Origin of the sequence: Sporolactobacillus vineae DSM 21990 = SL153, from assembly GCF_000377985.1 — a bacterium.
Classification (GTDB): Bacteria; Bacillota; Bacilli; order Bacillales; family Sporolactobacillaceae; genus Sporolactobacillus; species Sporolactobacillus vineae.
Map to the genome: position 1 here is coordinate 51365 of NZ_KB899043.1, position 19608 is coordinate 70972.

At 52.0% G+C, this 19608-nt stretch carries 21 protein-coding genes; 4 read left to right on the top strand and 17 right to left on the bottom strand.

The window, feature by feature from the left end; translation table 11 throughout:
• Window positions 1–27 precede the first annotated feature (27 nt).
• From dnaK to gpr, 7 genes are all read right to left on the bottom strand, one after another.
• Window positions 28–1920, bottom strand: a complete 1893-nt coding sequence (gene dnaK, locus D889_RS0102430) for a molecular chaperone DnaK (protein WP_010632229.1) — start codon at window positions 1918–1920, stop codon at window positions 28–30.
• A gap of 43 nt (window positions 1921–1963) precedes the next feature.
• Window positions 1964–2641, bottom strand: a complete 678-nt coding sequence (gene grpE, locus D889_RS0102435) for a nucleotide exchange factor GrpE (RefSeq protein ID WP_010632230.1) — start codon at window positions 2639–2641, stop codon at window positions 1964–1966.
• Window positions 2642–2719: 78 nt separating this feature from the next.
• The gene (hrcA, locus tag D889_RS0102440) at window positions 2720–3748 is read right to left on the bottom strand and encodes a heat-inducible transcriptional repressor HrcA (protein ID WP_010632231.1); all 1029 of its coding nucleotides are present in this window, start codon (window positions 3746–3748) and stop codon (window positions 2720–2722) included.
• Between the two features lie 85 nt (window positions 3749–3833).
• Window positions 3834–4979, bottom strand: a complete 1146-nt coding sequence (hemW, locus tag D889_RS0102445; RefSeq protein WP_010632232.1) for a radical SAM family heme chaperone HemW — start codon at window positions 4977–4979, stop codon at window positions 3834–3836.
• Window positions 4972–6795, bottom strand: coding sequence for a translation elongation factor 4 (gene lepA / locus D889_RS0102450; protein ID WP_010632233.1), 1824 nt, complete (start codon window positions 6793–6795; stop codon window positions 4972–4974). The genes hemW and lepA overlap by 8 nt, the downstream gene beginning before the upstream one ends.
• 122 nt (window positions 6796–6917) lie before the next feature.
• Window positions 6918–7247: a hypothetical protein gene (locus D889_RS0102455; protein WP_010632234.1), complete on the bottom strand. Its 330-nt coding sequence runs from the start codon at window positions 7245–7247 to the stop codon at window positions 6918–6920.
• 90 nt (window positions 7248–7337) lie between these two features.
• On the bottom strand, window positions 7338–8417 hold the full coding sequence (gpr, locus tag D889_RS0102460) for a GPR endopeptidase (protein WP_010632235.1): 1080 nt from the start codon (window positions 8415–8417) through the stop codon (window positions 7338–7340).
• Between the two features lie 221 nt (window positions 8418–8638).
• Here gpr and rpsT point away from each other — a divergent pair, with 221 nt between their 5' ends.
• Complete coding sequence (rpsT, locus tag D889_RS0102465) at window positions 8639–8905, top strand: 30S ribosomal protein S20 (RefSeq protein ID WP_010632236.1); 267 nt, start codon at window positions 8639–8641, stop codon at window positions 8903–8905.
• 85 nt (window positions 8906–8990) lie between these two features.
• Here the strand turns inward: rpsT and holA are convergent, their stop codons facing one another.
• From holA to D889_RS0102480, 3 genes are all read right to left on the bottom strand, one after another.
• Window positions 8991–10025, bottom strand: a complete 1035-nt coding sequence (gene holA, locus D889_RS0102470) for a DNA polymerase III subunit delta (RefSeq protein ID WP_010630250.1) — start codon at window positions 10023–10025, stop codon at window positions 8991–8993.
• A 296-nt stretch (window positions 10026–10321) separates the two neighbouring features.
• Window positions 10322–12679, bottom strand: a complete 2358-nt coding sequence (locus tag D889_RS0102475) for a DNA internalization-related competence protein ComEC/Rec2 (protein ID WP_010630251.1) — start codon at window positions 12677–12679, stop codon at window positions 10322–10324.
• Window positions 12680–12697: 18 nt separating this feature from the next.
• A complete protein-coding gene (locus tag D889_RS0102480; protein ID WP_010630252.1) occupies window positions 12698–13357 on the bottom strand; it encodes a helix-hairpin-helix domain-containing protein in 660 nt (219 codons plus the stop codon).
• Window positions 13358–13497: 140 nt separating this feature from the next.
• On the opposite strand from D889_RS0102480, the gene comER reads away from it, so the two are divergent.
• Window positions 13498–14325: a late competence protein ComER gene (gene comER, locus D889_RS0102485; RefSeq protein WP_010630253.1), complete on the top strand. Its 828-nt coding sequence runs from the start codon at window positions 13498–13500 to the stop codon at window positions 14323–14325.
• A 94-nt stretch (window positions 14326–14419) separates the two neighbouring features.
• Here the strand turns inward: comER and rsfS are convergent, their stop codons facing one another.
• The 6 genes from rsfS to D889_RS0102515 all read right to left on the bottom strand — a co-directional run bounded on the left by rsfS (window position 14420) and on the right by D889_RS0102515 (window position 17930).
• Window positions 14420–14773: a ribosome silencing factor gene (gene rsfS / locus D889_RS0102490; RefSeq protein ID WP_010630254.1), complete on the bottom strand. Its 354-nt coding sequence runs from the start codon at window positions 14771–14773 to the stop codon at window positions 14420–14422.
• A complete protein-coding gene (gene yqeK / locus D889_RS0102495; RefSeq protein WP_010630255.1) occupies window positions 14770–15348 on the bottom strand; it encodes a bis(5'-nucleosyl)-tetraphosphatase (symmetrical) YqeK in 579 nt (192 codons plus the stop codon). Before yqeK ends, rsfS begins: the two co-directional genes overlap by 4 nt.
• A complete protein-coding gene (locus D889_RS0102500; protein ID WP_010630256.1) occupies window positions 15338–15916 on the bottom strand; it encodes a nicotinate-nucleotide adenylyltransferase in 579 nt (192 codons plus the stop codon). Before D889_RS0102500 ends, yqeK begins: the two co-directional genes overlap by 11 nt.
• A complete protein-coding gene (gene yhbY, locus D889_RS0102505) occupies window positions 15913–16248 on the bottom strand; it encodes a ribosome assembly RNA-binding protein YhbY (RefSeq protein WP_345938772.1) in 336 nt (111 codons plus the stop codon). The genes D889_RS0102500 and yhbY overlap by 4 nt, the downstream gene beginning before the upstream one ends.
• A gap of 62 nt (window positions 16249–16310) precedes the next feature.
• Window positions 16311–17411, bottom strand: coding sequence for a ribosome biogenesis GTPase YqeH (yqeH, locus tag D889_RS0102510; protein ID WP_010630258.1), 1101 nt, complete (start codon window positions 17409–17411; stop codon window positions 16311–16313).
• A gap of 3 nt (window positions 17412–17414) precedes the next feature.
• The gene (locus D889_RS0102515) at window positions 17415–17930 is read right to left on the bottom strand and encodes a YqeG family HAD IIIA-type phosphatase (RefSeq protein ID WP_010630259.1); all 516 of its coding nucleotides are present in this window, start codon (window positions 17928–17930) and stop codon (window positions 17415–17417) included.
• 379 nt (window positions 17931–18309) lie between these two features.
• Here D889_RS0102515 and D889_RS14825 point away from each other — a divergent pair, with 379 nt between their 5' ends.
• A complete protein-coding gene (locus D889_RS14825) occupies window positions 18310–18450 on the top strand; it encodes a sporulation histidine kinase inhibitor Sda (protein WP_141629360.1) in 141 nt (46 codons plus the stop codon).
• 134 nt (window positions 18451–18584) lie between these two features.
• Here D889_RS14825 and D889_RS15335 read toward each other — a convergent pair whose 3' ends face one another.
• Window positions 18585–18677, bottom strand: coding sequence for a YjcZ family sporulation protein (locus D889_RS15335; RefSeq protein WP_018962117.1), 93 nt, complete (start codon window positions 18675–18677; stop codon window positions 18585–18587).
• Window positions 18678–18880: 203 nt separating this feature from the next.
• Between D889_RS15335 and sigK the strand changes: the two genes are divergently transcribed.
• On the top strand, window positions 18881–19576 hold the full coding sequence (gene sigK, locus D889_RS0102530; protein ID WP_010630261.1) for an RNA polymerase sporulation sigma factor SigK: 696 nt from the start codon (window positions 18881–18883) through the stop codon (window positions 19574–19576).
• Window positions 19577–19608: the final 32 nt, after the last annotated feature.

Below are 19608 nucleotides of genomic sequence, written 5' to 3' on the forward strand. Positions count from 1 at the left end.
AAGACAATTTATGCTGCCGCTCGGTGCTTATTTCTTCTTGTTTTTATCGTCGTCATCGACTTCATGATAGTCGGCGTCAACGACATTGTCACCATCTTTGCCATTTCCGCTCTTGCCGGATCCGCCGTTATTTCCTGCCGTTCCGGTACTCTGAGCATTATTCTGTCCGTTTTGGCCGTTCTTGCCGTTCTGAGACGCCTGCTGATACAGCTTGACGGACAGCTGCTGAACGACTTCGTTCAGTTCATCTTTCGCTTTCTTAATCGCATCCGTATCTTTGCCGTCCAGAGCCTTCTTCAGTTTATCCTTGGCATCATTGGCCTTCGCTTTTTCAGAAGCGTCGACTTTATCGCCCAGTTCTTTGAGCGTTTTCTCGGTTGCAAAGATCAGCTGATCCGATTCATTTCTGAGATCAACCTCTTCCTTACGCTTCTTATCCGCTTCGGAATTTGCTTCCGCGTCCTTGACCATCTTGTCGATTTCTTCATCGCTTAATCCTGAAGAAGACTTGATGGTGATCGACTGCTCTTTATTGGTTCCCTTGTCCTTCGCCTTGACGTTGACAATGCCGTTCGCATCAATTTCGAAGGTGACCTCAATCTGCGGGACACCGCGCGGAGCCGGCGGAATGTCCGTCAGCTGGAAGCGGCCGAGCGTTTTGTTGTCGGCAGCCATCTGGCGTTCCCCTTGAAGTACATGGATATCAACGGCTGTCTGATTGTCGGCGGCTGTCGAGAAGACCTGCGACTTGCTGGTTGGAATTGTCGTATTGCGGTCGATCAGTTTGGTGAAAACGCCGCCCATCGTTTCAATGCCCAGAGACAGCGGTGTGACATCAAGAAGTACAACATCTTTGACATCGCCGGTCAGGACACCGCCCTGAATGGCGGCACCGACAGCGACGACTTCGTCCGGATTGACACCCTTGCTCGGTTCCTTGCCGGTCAGATTCTTGATGGCTGCCTGAACCGCCGGGATTCTTGTGGAACCGCCGACCAGGATGATCTTGTTAATGTCATCCATCGTCATATCGGCATCGGACAGCGCCTGACGTACCGGACCCATCGTCGCTTCAACGAGATCGGAAGTCAGTTCATCGAACTTGGCACGTGTCAGCGTCGTTTCCAGATGTTTCGGGCCGGTGGCGTCTGCCGAAATAAACGGCAACGAGATCTGTGCCTGAGAGACACCGGACAGTTCCTTCTTCGCCTTTTCAGCTGCATCCTTCAGCCGCTGCAAGGCCATCTTGTCACCGGACAGATCAATACCGGTCTCATCTTTGAACTGTTTGATCAGATAGTCCATGACCCGCTTGTCAAAATCATCGCCGCCCAGATGGTTGTTGCCGGCTGTTGCCTTAACTTCGAAAATACCGTCGCCGAGATCCAGGATGGATACATCGAAGGTGCCGCCGCCAAGGTCGAATACCAGAATCGTCTGATCGCCTTCCTTGTCCAGCCCGTAAGCCAGAGAAGACGCCGTCGGTTCGTTGATGATTCGTTTGACATTGAGTCCGGCAATCTTCCCGGCATCTTTGGTCGCCTGACGCTGTCCGTCATTGAAATAGGCCGGCACGGTGATGACGGCATCTGTCACCTTTTCGCCGAGATACGCTTCAGCATCCTCTTTCAGTTTCTGCAGAATGATCGCGGAAATTTCCTGAGGTGTGTACTTCTTGCCGTCAATGTCCACTTTATAATCGGAACCCATATGACGTTTGATGGAAAGAACCACGTTCGGGTTCGTAATCGCCTGACGTTTAGCCACTTCTCCGACCTGGCGTTCGCCATTCTTAAACGCAACAGCCGACGGTGTCGTTCTTCCGCCTTCCGGATTCGGAATGACGACCGGTTCGCCGCCTTCCATCACTGCCACGCAGGAGTTTGTCGTCCCTAAGTCAATGCCGATAATTTTACTCATACTTAATTTCCTCCCAAATGAATACTCTGTTTTGACACGCGCTTTATGCGCTGACCTTTACCATTGCCGGACGGATGACCCGGCCGTTCAACTGATAACCGGCCTGAAGCACCTGAATCACCGTACCAGAGTCGTGATCCTCGCTTTTTTCCTGCATCACAGCCTGATGCACCTTCGGATCAAAAGGCTTTCCGAGCGCCGGAATTTCTTCGACGCCTTCCTTTTTCAAAGCTTCCTCCAGTCGCTTCATGACCATCTCCATACCCTTTTTAAGAGAAGCCCCTTCTTCAGTGGCTGTTTCAACAGAGAGTGCACGTTTAAAATTATCGAGGGGTTCCAGCAGGTCGGTCACCAGATCCTGCGACCGGTACTTTCTGGCGTCAGCCCGTTCTTTTATCGTACGTTTCCGGAAATTATCAAAGTCGGCCTGCGTACGCAGCCAGCGGCTGTTCAGTTCCTGACCATTTTTCTTCAGGGTTTCGATCTCAGATTCCTGATCCGAGATCTTCTTAGTCAGGGCAGCGACATCCGGATGATTCTCGTCCGCCGGCTTCTGATCCGGCTGGACGTTCTCCTTCGTCTGCGCATCTGCAGGTTTCTGAGCCCCTGTGTTTTCGGGTTCAGAGACTTCTTTTTCTCCGGAGCCCTCTTTCACTTGCTCCGTATTTTCTTTTGCTTCTTCAACGGTGTCCGGCTTTTCTTCCTCAGTTTTCTTCGCCATGGGCTCACCTCCTGCTATGTTTTGGCACCTGGAGGATCCACATGAACTGGATCCGATACAGGCTGTTTCATTCGCTTTTCATTCGCTTTTTTCCTTACTTAATGACTTTGTTAAAAGTTTCGCAATCAAATCAATCATTGTAACGACCCGGGGATAGGCCATCCGTTTCGGGCCAATGACCGCCACGGTGCCGAGATGGTCATCACCGGCAGAATAAGTCGTCGTGATCAGGCTGCAGTCTTCAATGCCGTTCAGCTTGTTCTCCCGCCCGATCCGGATATGAAGTCCGCCCGAAGGCATATCCATCAGCTCACGTACCAGGTCGTTGCTCTCGAATACATTAAGCAGCGCAATGACTTTGTTAATATCCCTGAACTCGGGCTGTTCCAGAATGTTGCTCTTGCCGCTGTAAAAGATCCGGTTCGGGTCGCTGATTGACAGCCCGTCCTTCAAGAGCGCCATCACGCGCTGATAATCGGCAATATTCTTCTTCAGCACGGCACGCACTTCAGTGTCAAGCCTTGCCTGCAGCTGGTAGAGCGGAACCATGTTGAGCTTGTCGTTCAGGATATTGATGATTTTCTCAACATCCTCCGCTTTGATCAGTTCCGGAAACGACACGGTCCGGTTCTCCACGTGACCGGTGTCCGTCACGATAATCATCACACCCTGGCTTTCGGAAAGCTTGACCAGCTCCAGGTGTTTGAGACGCATATCAAGCAATTCCGGCCCGAGCATAATCGCCGTATAATTTGTGAATTCCGACAGAACCCTGGCCGTGACATGAATCAGATCATCCGTCTCAGAAAATTTCCGCCGGAACGCTTCCCGGATGGTCCCCAGTTCATTCTGAGACAGAATCTCCGGTGAAAGCAGGTGATCCACATAGAAACGATATCCTTTTTCCGAGGGAACCCGGCCGGAAGAAAGATGCGTCTTTTCCAGGTACCCCATCTCTTCCAGATCAGCCAGATCATTGCGGATCGTCGCCGGACTGTAGTGTACATCCTCACGTTTCGAGATCGATCGGGACCCGACAGGTTCAGCAGAGATAATATAATCATTCACAAGTAGCTGCAACAGCAGCAGCTGTCGCTCTGTCAGCAAGTCCATCACCTCTGTTAGCACTCTCGATCACTGAGTGCTAAATCTACAATAAAATTTACCAACTTCCCGGCGGTTTGTCAAATGGTTATGATAATAAAAACGCTTCAAAAACATTATTTCCTAAAAAAGTACCCTTTCTCGTCAGAAAAACAAAGTCGCCTTGCTGTTCGAGCAATCCTTCCTGCTCGAGCCGATCGATCTGCTCGCCGTAAACAGCGGTCATCGGGCGGCCGAATCTGCTGAGAAACCGGCTCCTGCTGACGCCGCGCATCATCCGGAGGCCGAGAAACATTTCCTCTTCCATACGCTCCTGAGCGGTTACCCTGTGCCGTTCTGTTGCGGCGCAGCCCTCCGCATCCATCAGATTGATATATTTTTTTACCGGGCCGGCATTGGCATAGCGGACCCCATCGACATAGCCGTGAGCCCCTGCACCGAGGCCATAATATTCTTCATTCTGCCAGTAAAGCGAGTTATGTATCCCTTCAAAACCGGGACGGGCAAAGTTGCTGATTTCATACTGGCGGAGACCGTTTTTCTCCAGCTCGAAGATAATCTGTCCGTACATGTCGGCTTCGATGTCCTGACCGGGAAGGCTCAGCTTTCCTTTTCGCTTGCGGTTGTAGAAAATCGTCCTCGGTTCAATCTGGAGGGAATAAATTGAAATATGCGGTGTTCCAAGCGACAAGGCTGTTTCCAGTGAATCATGGAGCATCTTCTCGTCCTGTCCCGGGAGCGCAAACATCAGGTCGATGGTGATATTTTCAATCCCTGCCGCACGCGCGCGTCCGACCGCACGTCTGGCGGTTTCCGCATCATGTGCCCGGCCGATCGCCTTCAGCAGATGATTGTCGAACGACTGCACGCCGATACTGAGCCGGTTCACGCCATATTGCTTCATTAATGCCAGTTTCCCGTCACTCAGATTCTCCGGATTGGCTTCCACGGTGAATTCACGGATACCTTCCCTGCCGAAGTAGTGTGACGTATCTTTCAGCAGCTTCTCGAACTGGCTTTCATTCAATGCGGTCGGTGTCCCGCCGCCGATATAGATCGTCGCCGCCGGACCCATGGCCGAGTAATAGGCCATTTCCTTTGCCAGAGCCTGCAGATAGGCATCGACCGGCTGGCTTTTCAGAAAGAATTTATTAAAATCGCAGTAATAACAGATGTGATCGCAGAAGGGGATATGGATATACGCGCCTCTGACTTTTTTCCCCGAATCAGTCATCATGGCTCATCCGGAACACGGCCATGAACGCTTCCTGCGGCACTTCGACGCTGCCGACCGCCTTCATCCGCTTCTTGCCTTCTTTTTGCTTCTCAAGCAGTTTTCTTTTCCGCGAGACATCGCCGCCGTAACATTTGGCCAGCACATTTTTACGCAGCGCCTTGATCGTCGACCGGGCGATAATTTTCAGCCCGATCGCTGCCTGAATCGGCACTTCGAACTGCTGGCGGGGAATCAGTTCCTTCAGCTTGTCAACGATCGCCTTTCCGCGGTCGAACGCGAATTCCTTATGGACGATGACCGAGAGTGCATCCACTTTATCTCCGTTCAGCAGAATATCCATTTTTACCAGATCGCTGACCCGGTACCCGTCCATCTCATAGTCCAGGGAAGCATAGCCCTTTGTATTCGACTTCAGTGCGTCAAAAAAGTCGTACATAATTTCCGACAGTGGTAAATCATAGATGACATTGGAACGCGTCGTGTCGAGAGATTCCATCGTTTTGAACTCGCCGCGTTTGTGCTGGCAAAGCTCCATTACCGGACCGATAAAATCGTTCGGCGTCATGATCGTTGCCCGGACATAAGGTTCGGCGATCGTATCAATGTACTTCCGCTCCGGCATCTCGGACGGATTCCCGACCTCAACCGTCGTGCCGTCTGTCTTTTTCACTTTATAAATGACACTGGGCGCGGTCGCGATCAGGTCAATGTTGAATTCACGCTCCAGCCGTTCCTGGACGATATCCATGTGCAGCAGTCCGAGGAACCCGCAGCGAAAACCGAAGCCGAGCGCCTCGGAGGTCTCCGGTTCATACTGCAGGGCGGCGTCGTTCAGTTCCAGGCGGCCGAGTGCCTCGCGCAGATCGTCATACTTCGCCGAATCGATCGGATAGAGACCACAGTAAACCATTGGGTTCATTTTGCGGTACCCGGGAAGCGGTGCCGCTGCCGGCCGGTCGGCGAGCGTAATCGTATCGCCGACCCGTGTGTCGTGAACCGATTTAATCGAAGCAGTCAGAAATCCAACATCACCGACTGACAGGGCATCCCGCGTCTCAATTTTCGGCGTGGATACTCCGACCTCAAGCACTTCAAATGTTTTATTATTGTCCATCAGTTTGATCGTATCGCCGACCCGGACAGTCCCGTCAATGACCCTTATGTAAACGACGACCCCGCGATAGGAATCATAGAGGGAATCGAAAATCAGCGCCCGCAGCGGTGCATCCGGATCTCCTGAGGGTGCCGGGATTTTTTCAATGATCTGCTTCAGCACTTCATCGGTGCCGAGCCCCGTCTTGGCCGAAGCGAGCACGGCGTCCGACGCGTCCAGGCCGATGACGTCCTCAATTTCCTTCTTGACACGGTCCGGATCGGCATTGGGCAGATCGATCTTGTTAATCACCGGAATGATCTCCAGGTTGTTCTCCAGCGCAAGGTATACATTCGCCAGTGTCTGCGCCTGGACGCCCTGTACCGCGTCGACAACCAGAAGCGCCCCTTCGCACGCAGCCAGGCTCCGAGAAACTTCATAAGAAAAGTCGACATGCCCGGGGGTGTCGATCAGATGGAAAATATAATCCTCGCCATTCGGCGCCTTATAATTCAGTTCAACAGCGTTCAGCTTAATCGTGATGCCGCGCTCCCGCTCCAGATCCATCTCATCGAGCGTCTGCGCCTTCATTTCCCGTTTGGCCAGCGCCTGTGTCGCTTCGAGAATGCGGTCGGCAAGCGTCGACTTTCCGTGGTCAATATGTGCGATAATTGAAAAATTACGGATGTGCGACTGTCTGTCGTTCCTGCTGCCCTTCATGCATGTTCCTCCTGCCGTTAACCCTATTCCGATTCGATTATATCATATCCGCCGGCACGCGGGGTTCCAACGCCGGCAGCAGGTCCGGCGCGTGTCCTGAATTCCCGTATTAAAGGATAGGATTAAAAGAGCAGTTGAATCACACTGTCGACAAGTCCGGCAATTGAACGGATGCACGTCAGGAAAAAATGTGAAATAACCGATGAAAATGAATTCCCGGCCCGGCTGATCCCCGGGGCTGCCTGCGGCGACGCTTCCGGCCGGCTGCTCTGGGCAACGGGCGCATCCGCTGTCGCCGTCTGCGCCTGCGGCGGAATAATCAGCTTTTGCGCCGGCAGATTCACTTGTGTCTGCGGGGACTGCGCATCGCGGACGATTACGGTACCATACACCACACTGACCAGCAAAAGGCAAAAAATAACGGCGATCTCAATCGTCCAGCGTTTCAGCATCCATGCCACCCCCTGATATAGCCTGTCCTTTTTTATTCCTATGCAGGAGTATTCAGGTTCATGTGCTGAACCTCGATTTTTCTTCCTGCATTAATGGGTAAAGTGGCCTGTATTTGACTGATCCACCTGCTTGTGCAGCGCCGCGTTCAGCCCCTGAGCGAGCACATTGCCCATTTTCTCGATGAAAAAATCAACCTCTTTCGGGGTCACCATTAACTTTGTTCCTGAAGCGCCGAGTGCCTCCTCGATCAGCTGTGCCTTTTCCTGTTCATCCAGCGTTCCGACCATACCGAGGAAAGCGGCCCGATTTTCCTTGCTCGGCAGCTGCCATTTCTTATAGTCGACTTTCTCACCGAAAGGAATCCATGAAGGAACCAGCGACTTTGAAGGGCTATTATCGCTCATTTCCCGCTGCAGGTGGCGGAGCAGGAGATCGAGGACATCGCTGGTAATCGTCACCGCATCGACCACCGTCGGCACGCCGACGGCAATGACCGGAATGCCCAGCGTGTCGCGGCTCAGTTCCTTGCGGTTGTTGCCGATTCCCGACCCTGGATGGATCCCGCTGTCGGCGACCTGGATCGTCGTGTTCACCCGCTCCATCGAACGGGCAGCCAGTGCATCGATGGCAATCAGAAAGTCCGGCTTTGTTTTCTCGATCACGCCAAGAATGATATCACTCGTTTCGATGCCGGTGACGCCCATCACACCCGGCGTGATCGCACTGACCGGGCGGTAGCCCGGCTGAACATTCTGCGGCTGAAGATCGAACATGTGCTTGGTCACCAGCACGTTATCAACGACACTCGGCCCAAGCGCATCAGGCGTAACCTTCCAGTTGCCCAGTCCGACGATCAGGCAGCTGGCTTCAGCCGGAATGCCAAGATCCTCGACGAAACGGGCAAAGTAACGGGCAAAGATCTTCTCCGTCTTCTCTTCTGCTTCCGTATCGCCGCCGCGCAGCTCCCTGGCTTCAAAAGTCAGATAGGATCCCGCTTTTTTATTCATCCGCTTCGCCGCTTCGGAATCGATTTTCATCCAGGTAATATGGACGCCGTTCTCCGCTTTTTCCTCACGAATAACCCCTGGTTTCGCCGCTTCCCCGCCGCTTGATTCAATCGCGAGGTCCGTGCGGATCCCATAATTGATTAATTCCGGTCCGTCTGCCATCTGACCGATCCCTCCCTGTTATTAAAAAGGCTCATATTCCTAGCCTGTTCGACATGACAAATTTCATTCATCGATTGCAAAAGACTGCCTGCTTTGATACAATACAGTTTGTCAGAATGATCTCTGCTTATGCAATTGGCTGCAACATCCGGAACCCATGACGTTCCTGCAGCCTTTTATTTATGACTGGCCGGGAATTCAGGAATCTGGAGGTGAATGAAATGCCAAACATTAAATCTGCAATCAAGCGTGTGAAAACAAGCGAAGCGAACCGTCAGCACAATGTTGCCTACAAGTCGGCGGTACGCACGGCAATCAAGTCGTTCAATGAAAAAGTCGGTGAAAAAGACATTGATGCTGCTAAAGCTGCTTTTCTTGAAGCAACCAAGAAAGTTGACAAAGCGGCAAACAAGGGCCTGATTCACAAAAATAAAGCAGCTCATGAAAAATCACGGCTGTCCAGGAAATTAAACGATCTGAATGCCTGAAGGGGTAAAAAAAAACAGGGTCACCGGAATTCCGGTGGCTCTGTTTTTTTTTACCCCTTTCGAAGCGCCATCCGATGCGCCTGATTCACGCTGCAGATGAAATGCGGCGGATCAACAGCTCCAGCCCCAGAAGCTTGTCTGTCCGGCCGGTTTTGATCCGATCGTCCGTTTCTGCGCACCGTGCCAGAACCTGTTCCATCGCCTCGGTGCTGAACATGCCCGCCTGCTCCGCCGCCATTTTGACAGCATAAGGATGGGCATTGATCTTGGCGGCAATCGCTTTCTGCGTGTAACCCGCATCACGGTAAGCGGCCACCTGATAGACCATCCGAAATTGCCGTTCCAGCAGGGCGAGAAGTTTCAGCGGTTCTTCTTTCATCGCAACAAGTTCATGAAGCAGGTGAAGTGCATCAACCGTCCGTCTTTCCATCACATTGTTTACGAGCAGAAAGACATTGGTTTCAAGTGACCGGGAGCCGATCTCAAGAACGGCTTCGCGGTCGATCGGCCGCTCCTTGCCGCAGTACAGAGCACATTTTTCAACCTCACCGGCAAGCCGTGCCAGATTCTGCCCGGCGGAGGCAACCAGCTGTTCGTGGCCGCCCCGCGTATAGGTTGCTCCGTATTTCAGTGCAATTGTTTCCATCAGCCCGTACAGCGTTGCATCGGAGACGTACGACAGTTCATAGACCTTCGCCTTTTTCTCAAGCGTCTTAACAAGACTTTTCCGCCGGTCCAGTTTCTCATATGGTGCAACGAGCACAACTACCGTATCGGGTGACGGGTTGTCCAGGTAGCTTTTCAGCGAGGGCAGATGATGATCCTGTTTCGCCTTGACTTTCTCCGCGGTCAGAAAATAAGGGTTCTCGATCAGCACGACTTTCTTGCTGCCCATAAACGGAACCGTTTCTGCCTCTTCAATCGCTTCCTGCACCGGCGCTTCCAGCATATCGTACCGTGACAGGTTAAACTCCCGCTCTTCCTCCGGCAATGCTGCCTGAATAATCTGCTTCATCATGAAGCGAATCAGATAATCCTGCGAACCATATAAAAGAAATACGGGCGCAAGCGGTTTTTTTATGGAAAGATCTGCTGATTTTCTGAATGCCAGTGTGCTCATCCCTTTTGAACAGTCAAAACAATGATTCCGAAATGTTCCCCTCAGTACCTCTTTCACTTTATCGTGCCTGAACTTCTTTGGCAAGACCTGTCTGCCTTAAACGACGGCCCGGTTCTTAACCGGACAAAAAAAACAGGACGGCATCATCCGGCCGCCCCTGCTCTATATGAACGCCGGACCGGTGAAGCCTAGGACAGCACCGGTTCAGCGATGTTCGTTCTTTATCTATTTTATCCTATGTCGCCGCGACTTATCGGTGACAACTCTTGTCAGGGCAGAGCAAATGATGGAAAAAGTCATTCCCGGACAGCCGTTTCAATCCGGTCAATCCGATGGTCCGTGAACAGGAATCGAATCGCGCCCGACTGATCGGTGCGGATCGTCTGCACACGATATTTTTTCAGCCGCTGAATGATTTCTTCGTGCGGATGCCCGTAACGGTTGTTTTTCCCGGCAGAGACAATCGCAACCGACGGCTTTACGGCTTCCAGCCAGCGCGCCGACGTCGATGTCCGGCTGCCGTGATGCCCGAGCTTCAGCACGTCCGCCTGAACCGGTATTCGCCGGCTCAGGATCTTTTGTTCACCGGTAACGGGAAGATCGCCGGTAAACAGCCAGTGGCTGCCGCCGAGAAAGGTCCGGATCACGATGGAGTTTCCATTGGTGTCCTCAGCCCGGCCGATCGGAGACAAGATGTCAAAATCCGCGGAGCCAACCGGCAAAGTTTGCCCCGCTCCCAGCACCGTCATCCTTGCTCCGTTCTGAACCGCTTCCCGGAATAATTTCAGATCATCCGGATCGGGGTCAAAATAGGCGCTGACGACCAGCTTCTTTACCGAGACACCGGCAAGCACCTGTTTCATTCCGCCCACGTGGTCGTAATCCTTGTGGGTCATCACCACAGCATCAAGCTGATCGATACGTGCTGCACGCAATTCATGGAGCACGACATCGCGTCCGACATCAAACGAGCGCTTCGGTGTCTGCCAGGCCTGTCTGGGAAAAGGCAGCGTGCCGCCGCTGTCGATCAATACAGACCCTTGCCGGTGCGGCAGACGAATCAGGATGCTGTCGCCCTGTCCGACATCGAGAAAGGTGACTGAACCATAAGGATCGATCAAATCGGACAGAAAGACCAGTCCGTAAATGGACAGAAATGCGAGAAGCGGCAGAAACACCGTCCAGTGCCTGTCGACGGTTTCCCAGACAATCAGTGCCAGTGCAAGAATAATGATCGCTGCGGCCAGCATCCATTCCGCCATGGCACCGTAATTGAGCTGGAGAAACGGATGGCGGAACAGCGCGCGCAGCATCTGATGCGGAAAGCGCAGCAGCAGATCCAGCACCGGTGACATCAGCAGCGGAGCAGATGGGAAAAACAGACTTGTCAGATAGGCGGCAAAAGCCAGCGGCATGATCATAAGGGTTAAGAAAGGCACGAAGAAAATGCTCAGGAAAAAGCCGACAACGGACAACTGATAAAAATGGTATACGGCAATCGGGAACGCCGCCATTTCGCAGATCATCGACAGCATCAGAAGACGCATCACCGGAGATTTGTGCCGCCTCATCACTTCCGGTGCGGCGAGAATCACAGCAAAGGTCACGGCAAAGGAGAGCTGAAAGCCCAGGTCGTAAACGGTCGGCGGATGCGCAAAAACCATGATCAGGCAGGAAAAGGAGAGCATATCGGTCATGCTCAGGCGATTCCGGCCAATGATCGCCCCGATAAACATTAGGGCGGCAGTCAGCCCTGAGCGAACGGCAGAAGGCTGCGCTCCGGTCAGGAGAACATACACGGGAATCAGCAGCAGAAGGCTGAAGAGGGCATATTCTTTAACCACACCGGCCCGGCGCAGCACGAAATAGAGAAAACCGAAAATAACTGTAATGTGCATGCCGGAAACGACAAGAAGATGAACGAGCCCGAACAGCCTGTATGCATCAATCAGATCCGGATCCATCGCCTGATCATCGCCGAAGACCAGCGCTTTGATCATCCCGGCACTCTGCGGTGTAAATGTTCGGTCGATCCGGTTCAGCTGATCCATCCGCATACGGTTCAGCCGGTCAAGCAGATCCGGATCGGCGTCTGCATAATCCTGAATACCCTCTGCCTGAAACTGCCAGAAAATCTGCTGTTTTTTCAGATAGTCACGATAGTCGAAAGCATGAAAATTGGTCGGTTCCGGAGGTTGTACCAGTTTCCCTTCAAGGCGGCTGAAAAGACCGGGCTTCAACGCCTTCATCAGCCTGTTTTTATCTGCAGCTTTTCGCAGGCGAACCAGTACTTGAATACGCTCACCGCTTTCGGTCCGAAGCGTAAAGCGCAGCCGGTCCCCGTCAAAGACGGGAATATCCGTGATTTTCCCCGTGATGACGGTCGTCTGCGGAGAAAGCCCGGATGTGTTCTGAATAAAGAAGTGGTCGTCAGCGGCAACGGCAAGAAAGACCGTCACCAGGATCAGAAACAGCGGGTACTGTCTGGCTGCGGCCAGATAAGTGAGATAAACAAGGACAAGGCACACGGGCACTAAAGCATTTGATGAAGCAAACCAGGCGGACAGGCAGGCACACAGTGCAGGAAGATGCCACTTCCCTGTCAGTGCGCTACTGAGGCGTATCAGGCTCAGCAGCCCCGCAATCCTGCTCACTGAAAAAAAGTATTGTCCTCACCGTACGGTCGCGTCCGGTTTGATTTTTTCAAGCGACTTGTCCCCGATACCGGAGACGTTATTCAGATCATCAACCGATTTAAACGGCCCATGCTGCTCCCGATATTGAATAATCGCTTTTGCTTTTGCCGGTCCGATCCCGGTCAGATTCTGAAGTGCCTGTTCGTCCGCTGAATTAATATTGATCTGTTCGCCAGCTGGCCCGGCCGATGATGCGCCCTGCGGCGATGCCGTCGTTCCGGGAGAACCGGAAATCTGCGGCGGATCCTTCTTGCCCTTTTCCGGAACAAAGATCACCATCTCATCGGCTACCTTCTGCGCCAGATTGATTCTGTTTTCGTCAGCCTTAACGGTTAGGCCGCCTGCTCGGGCCACGGCATCGCTGACGCGGTCACCGGCAGTCATCGTATAGATGCCTGGCCTTCTGACCGCCCCCTTCATATCGACGATCAGTTTTGCCGGAAGACGAACGGTTTTCACGTCACTTTCAGCAGCGCTGCTCGGGCTTGCACTCTTTTTGAAATAAGACGCCGTTTTCTCCGCGGCTGCCTTCCGCTCTGCAGCCTGGTTATTTTTGTAGACCATCAGCAGAATCACAGCAATAAGCACAATGATTGCAACGGCCCAAAGTTTACGGTTGCTCAGCCATCGTTCCATCAGGTCACTTCTTTTCTTAAGTAGTTTCGTGTTCGAGGATGCACGCAAGCCGTGGTCTGCAGGCTCATCAGTCTGCATAAACAGTCAGGAATTCGCATAGATTCCAATGAGGAAGCCAAATGTATTGAGGTGAAGCAGTCATGAGGATCGGCGTGATAGGAACGGGGAACATCGGATCGATGCTGGCCGGCGCTCTGGTCAGAAGCAAAGCAGCCCGGCCGAAAGCCATCTCGGTGTTCAACCGGACAGAATCCAAAGCGCGGGAACTCGCCGCCCGCTATCCCGGCCTTAGAGTATGCGCCTCGGCAGAGCAGGCGGTGCGCCGGTCGGACACCGTATTCCTCTGCGTGAAGCCGCTGCAGCTGTTTCCGCTGCTGCAGTCCCTTAACGGGTTCTGGCATCCGGAGCAGCTCGCCGTTTCCGTCACCAGTCCCGTGCGCATTGACCAGCTTGAAAAAATCATTCCCTGTCACACCGCACGTGCCGTCCCAAGCATCGTTAATCAGACACTGGCCGGAAACACGCTGGTTACTTTCGGAACGACGCTGACTGATTTTCAAAAATATAAACTGTGGCATTTGCTGGGTAACTTTTCCCATCCGATTGAAATCGACGAAGCTTACATTCGTATTGCCTCTGATCTGTCCAGCTGCGGGCCTGCTTTCCTTTCATTTTTTCTTGAAAAAATGATTCTCGATGCGACCCGGGTGACACAGATTTCACGAAAAACAGCAACGGAACTTGCGACACAAATGACGATCGGGTTTGGAAAGTTACTCGAAGAAGAAACCTATACACTGCCGAAACTCAGAGAGAAAGTAACGGTTAAAGGGGGCGTCACCGGGGCGGGTCTGTCTGTTCTGGATAAGGAATACGGAGCTCTGTTTGAACATCTTTTCGAAGCGACGCAAAAAAAATTTGTGGAGGATCATCAGGCAATTGATCCGTCCTTTGACCGGATCGACTGAGTACAAAAGAATCATACTTTTACATTTCCCCGTCTGTTTGCAGAACTCCTGCATGTAAATAAGGCAGTTCTGTGTCTAAAGAAAAAGCCGCTGATTACAGCGGCTTTTTCTCAAGACTATAGACAGGGGCGTCACCCCATAATTTTTCCAGTTGATAATAATTTCGTTCATCCCGGTGAAACACATGGGCAACAACATCGCCCATATCAATGAGCACCCAGCGTCCCCGGTCAAATCCTTCCATCCGGCGCACAGGAACGCCCCTGGCTTCACATGCCATTTTCAGCGCCGTCGAAATAGCCTGTACCTGTTTTTCTGAATCGCCGTGACAAATAATAAAGTAATCCGCGATGATCGAAATGCCCGTCATTTTCAGCATCACCAGATCCTGTGCCTTCTTGTCATCAGCAGCTTCAGCCAGATATCTGACCCATTCCTCACTCGTCATCCAGTCACCTCATTGATTTGATTTATTAAATTATTATATGCCTCAAATGTCTCCGGATAAACACTCTTTCTTTTTTCCAGCAGATGCATAATCGTCCGCTGCAGTTCCTGATACACCGCTTCATCCAGATCGCTTTCGGCGGCCTTCCGGACCTCGTCCACGCCGGGAAAATCACGTCCGGGTTCAATATAATCGGCGAGGAAAATGATCTTGTCCAGCAGGGTCATTTTCTTTCTTCCGGTCGTATGGAAGGTCATGGCGTCAAGAATTTCACGATCGGTAATCCCGAGTTTCTCCTCGGCATAAACCGCGCCGACCGGAGCATGCCAGAGCTTGTCGGAAAACTCGAGAAAATTATCCGGGATATCCCTGCGCCGGCGGATGACCGCTGCCAGCTGATCATCCGGGAAATACTTGGCGATGTCGTGCAGCATACCCGCGAGCCTGGCTTTCTTCACATCACCGCCATATTTTTCCGCCAGCCGACCGGCCGTTTCCGAAACGCCGACGGAATGTCTGAACCTTTTTTCCGGGAGCAATGCCCGAATCGTTTCCTCCGCTTCGTCAATCTTCATAGAGATGTCTCCCCTTAATATAGTCAATCACTGCGTCCGGCATAAAATAGCGGCACGAACGCCCTTCCTGAAGCCGGTCGCGAATGAGACTCGATGAGATGTCGATCAGCGGCATATTGATATAGGCCACATCGGCATGCGCCGGATTCTCAGCGGGGAATCCCGGCCGCCTGAACGCAATAAACGACGTCATCCGGCAGAGTTCCTCAATGCCATGCCAGTTTGGCAGATCATCAACCATATCCGCACCAAGAATAAAATAAAACCGGTCATCGGGAAATCTTCTTGTCAGTTCCCGTACCGTTTCCACCGTATAAGATTTGCCGCCGCGCTCAACCTCGACCAGTGAAATCCGGAAACGGCTGTTGCCGCTGATCGCCCGTCTGACCATCTGTACCCGGTCGTCTGCTGAAGTCTGTGCGACTTTTCCCTGAATATGCGGCGGGTCATAGGTGGGCAGAAACCAGACCTCATCGAGACGGCACGCTTCCAGTGCTTCCTGAGCAATCAGCAGATGCATCTGATGCGGCGGATCAAATGTGCCGCCCATCAGTCCGATTTTTTTCATGAAACCGGCTTCTCCGTCTTTCCCGGACGGTCGTCTTTATTCTTCTTCTTTCTGAACAGAATCAGGGTGTGGCCGATGACCTGGACGAGTTCCGCACCTGTTTCGGCGGCAATCCGTTCACCGGCATCCTTCGCTGTTTCATCCGTATTCCGCAGCAGGGACACCTTAATCAGCTCACGTTTCTCCAGAAGGGCATCCAGTTCACGAATCAGCTGGGCGCCCAGCCCGGATTTCCCGATTTGAAAAACCGGTTTTAATGTCTGTGCCTCTCTTCGCAAATCCATAAGTTGTCTCTTACTCAGCATATTTCCGTAAGTCCTCCATCTGCACATGCATACACTTTTTTACAACTGCTCTCATTCTAACATATCGTTTCATGACCGGCTGCGGATCGTCAACCCTTGATGATCGATGTCCTCCGGGAGACGCTGATGCTTTCCGGCGCGAAGACATGAATCTGTGCCCCGCGGCCCTTAACCGTCACCCAGCCGAGGCCGGAAAAGACGATGTCCGTATTCAGCCCGTCGGTGCGAAAATCGTAACTTTTAAGCTCCGGCAATCCTCTGGTCCGGCTCGGCGGTGACAGGAGCTGGCCGTACTGACGGTGGAAGAGGTCGTCCGCATGATCCGTACGGGTCCGGTGTACGGTCAGACGGTTGGACGTATAAACGATCAGCGAACGCCGGCCAGGGCCGATATAATCGATGCGCCCCATCCCGCCGAGGAAAAGAGTCTGTCCTTCATTCAGCTGAAAAACGACCGGTTTGATTTCCCTTGTCGGCATCACCTGACGGTAATCCTTCTCACTGATGAAATGTGCCGCCTGATGCAGATTAACGATCCCCGGCGTATCATAGAGCATCTGCCCGTCATCAAGCGGGATGCCGATAAAATCCAGCGTCGTTCCCGGAAAATGAGACGTGGTGATCGTCCCTTCCTGCTGGCCGACCGCGCGAATCAGGTGATTGATAAACGTCGATTTGCCGACATTGGTCACGCCGACGACATAAATATCCTTGCCTTTTCGGTAATCGTTCATCTCTTCGATGACCTGATCGATGCCCATGTTCTTCTCGGCACTCATCAGCAGAACGTCAAGCGGACGCAGCCCCAGCTCCTTCGCAGAACGGCGCAGCCAGCTGGTCAGTTTATTCGGGTTTGTCGATTTTGGAAGCAGATCCAGTTTATTCCCGACCATCAAAACCGGATTGTTGCCCACAAAGCGCTGTAGACCGGGAACCCAGCTTCCGGAAAAATCGAAGATATCCACCAGATAAACGACCAGTCCCTTTCTGCCGGAAATCTGCGAAAGTAATTTCAGAAAATCGTCGCCGGTCATCGGCACATCCTGAACTTCGTTATAATGCTGCAGACGAAAACAGCGGCGGCAGATGACCGGATCATGCCGGAGTGCGGACGCCGGTGCATAACCCGGTGCCCCTTCATCCTCTGTCTGAATTTTTATCCCGCATCCGTTACAATAAACCGATTCCAATAGTTAATCCTCCCATTTCATCCAGCCGCGCCGTCTCATTCTCGAAAGGAGAAATCGTTCAATCATCCGGTTCAATTTTGTTGCCGGCGCGTCATTCCTGTCGATCGGAACGACAAGCATCGTATGCATACCGAGGCGATTGCCGCCATATATATCCGTGACGATCTGATCGCCAACGACGATCAGATCATCCTTTTTCAGTCCCATCTCATGCATCGCCCGCCGGAATCCGTATCCCGCCGGTTTGAGTGCACGGAAGATGTACGGAACCTCCGATGTGCCTGTGAATTTACGGACACGCTTTTTACTATTATTTGAAAGGATCATCACGGAAATGCCCGCATCGCGCAGCTGATTGAACCACTGCAGCAGCTCAGGCGTCATATCTGCCTTGTTCCAGGCAACCAGCGTGTTGTCCAGATCCGTAATGACTCCTTTAATGCCCTTCTCCTTCAGCTTCTCCGGCTGAATCTGAAAAACGCTTTCAACATGTGCATCTGGCAAAAAATTTTTCAGCAATCATTCTGCACCTCGACTTCTGATACCATTTTCCCACATGTTGCTGATTTTACCAAGTCATCCGGGCAATTTCTCACCCGCCGTTCATACTTATTGATTCAGTGTACATCGGATTGTAAAAATAGACCATCTTTCCGGCTAGCGTTGACAATATTTTTCGACAGCAGCCGACGTCGCCTCCGGCTGTGGATAAGATTATCCACATTGTCTCAGGCAAAGAGACACACATTTTATAATTTATTAACAATTCATTCACAGATTGTCCACCTCCGGCTGTGGATAATCCGGCAATTGTCCCCGTTCGATCATCATGATAGAGTGAAGGAAAGGATGAAGAACATAAGGAATGTGAGAGGTGGCGGCCGGAAACGGGGGAAAGATGGAAAATCTGAGTGACAGCCTGCTGATTGAATCTTATGAAAAGGCATTAAAATATCATTTGAGCACAGCCTTTATCGGACTCATCAGGCAGGAAATGAAGCGTCGGCGGATAAAGATTCCTGAGCATCAGTTAAATTAACAGCCGTTCTGTTTCTATCGAAAGGCGGCTGAGTCAAATCTTGATGATATCGGGAACAGGCGGAAGCGACTGTTTCTCCGACACAGAAAGGACCTGCACCGGGCAGGCCCTTCTTTTTTATTTTTTTCAGGAGCTTAATAAACCCAGGTCGCACCAACGATAATCAGCAGAATGAACAGGACGACAATCAACGCGAATCCTGAACCATAGCCGCATGAATAGCCCATGCCTCTTCAACTCCTTCAACTAAGCTTCCCTATAGTCTATTCACTGGCAAACGTGCTGACTGGGCGGTCACCTATTCCCCGCACGAAAGCCGGTGAGGACCGATATTCCCTCGCCGGACATGAGACAGGCACGGGACAGGATATTCGCCCATATGCTAGGAAACAGTAAAACGATCAGGGATTTCAGGAAGGAGTGACTGGTCATGTTGTCTGCCGGACTCGCTTTTTTATTTAAACAAGTCCTGCTCCTCGTCTCCTACGTTAAGAATAATGCATTCCCCCAGCCGCTCTCCGCTCAGGAAGAGCAAGAATGCCTGGCGCGTATGGCACAGGGCGATCAGGACGCCCGGAATAAACTGATTGAACATAATCTTCGACTTGTGGCGCACATCGTCAAGAAGTTTAATAATGCCAGCGAAGAGACCGATGATTTGATCTCAATCGGCACAATCGGCCTGATCAAAGCCGTTGAAAACTATTCGCCCGGCAGAGGAACCAAACTGGCCACCTTTGCGGCAAGATGTGTCGAAAATGAAATCTTAATGTACTTCAGGACACTGAAAAAAACCAGGAAAGATGTGTCGCTGAATGATCCGATCGGCCAGGATAAAGAAGGAAATGCTATCTCATTGATTGACATTCTCAAATCCGGGAACAAGGATATCGTCGATGAGATTGCACTGAAAATGGACACCGGGAAAATCCGTTCGGCACTGGATGTTCTCGATGACCGGGAAAAGGAAGTGATTATTGATCGCTACGGACTGGGCAGCCGAAATGATCTCACGCAGCGCGAGATCGCCGAAAAGCTTGATATCTCGCGAAGCTATGTCTCCCGGATCGAAAAACGGGCATTGATGAAACTCTATCATGAGATCTATCGGAAAGCGGGACGCTGACCCTGTTTATCAGTCTCTCCGCCCGCCGGTCA

Excerpts from the sequence above, each read along its gene's own strand:
- rpsT (WP_010632236.1), top strand. The coding sequence starts at position 8,639 with ATGCCAAACATTAAATCTGCAATCAAGCGTGTGAAAACAAGCGAAGCG.
- gpr (WP_010632235.1), bottom strand. The coding sequence starts at position 8,417 with ATGGCAGACGGACCGGAATTAATCAATTATGGGATCCGCACGGACCTC.
- D889_RS15335 (WP_018962117.1), bottom strand. The coding sequence starts at position 18,677 with ATGGGCTATTCATGCGGCTATGGTTCAGGATTCGCGTTGATTGTCGTC.
- hemW (WP_010632232.1), bottom strand. The coding sequence starts at position 4,979 with ATGACTGATTCGGGGAAAAAAGTCAGAGGCGCGTATATCCATATCCCC.
- D889_RS14825 (WP_141629360.1), top strand. The coding sequence starts at position 18,310 with ATGGAAAATCTGAGTGACAGCCTGCTGATTGAATCTTATGAAAAGGCA.
- D889_RS0102500 (WP_010630256.1), bottom strand. The coding sequence starts at position 15,916 with ATGAAAAAAATCGGACTGATGGGCGGCACATTTGATCCGCCGCATCAG.
- D889_RS0102455 (WP_010632234.1), bottom strand. The coding sequence starts at position 7,247 with ATGCTGAAACGCTGGACGATTGAGATCGCCGTTATTTTTTGCCTTTTG.
- dnaK (WP_010632229.1), bottom strand. The coding sequence starts at position 1,920 with ATGAGTAAAATTATCGGCATTGACTTAGGGACGACAAACTCCTGCGTG.
- yhbY (WP_345938772.1), bottom strand. The coding sequence starts at position 16,248 with ATGTGCAGATGGAGGACTTACGGAAATATGCTGAGTAAGAGACAACTT.
- sigK (WP_010630261.1), top strand. The coding sequence starts at position 18,881 with ATGTTGTCTGCCGGACTCGCTTTTTTATTTAAACAAGTCCTGCTCCTC.
- D889_RS0102480 (WP_010630252.1), bottom strand. The coding sequence starts at position 13,357 with ATGGAACGATGGCTGAGCAACCGTAAACTTTGGGCCGTTGCAATCATT.
- lepA (WP_010632233.1), bottom strand. The coding sequence starts at position 6,795 with ATGAAGGGCAGCAGGAACGACAGACAGTCGCACATCCGTAATTTTTCA.
- grpE (WP_010632230.1), bottom strand. The coding sequence starts at position 2,641 with ATGGCGAAGAAAACTGAGGAAGAAAAGCCGGACACCGTTGAAGAAGCA.
- holA (WP_010630250.1), bottom strand. The coding sequence starts at position 10,025 with ATGAGCACACTGGCATTCAGAAAATCAGCAGATCTTTCCATAAAAAAA.
- rsfS (WP_010630254.1), bottom strand. The coding sequence starts at position 14,773 with ATGACGAGTGAGGAATGGGTCAGATATCTGGCTGAAGCTGCTGATGAC.
- comER (WP_010630253.1), top strand. The coding sequence starts at position 13,498 with ATGAGGATCGGCGTGATAGGAACGGGGAACATCGGATCGATGCTGGCC.
- yqeK (WP_010630255.1), bottom strand. The coding sequence starts at position 15,348 with ATGAAGATTGACGAAGCGGAGGAAACGATTCGGGCATTGCTCCCGGAA.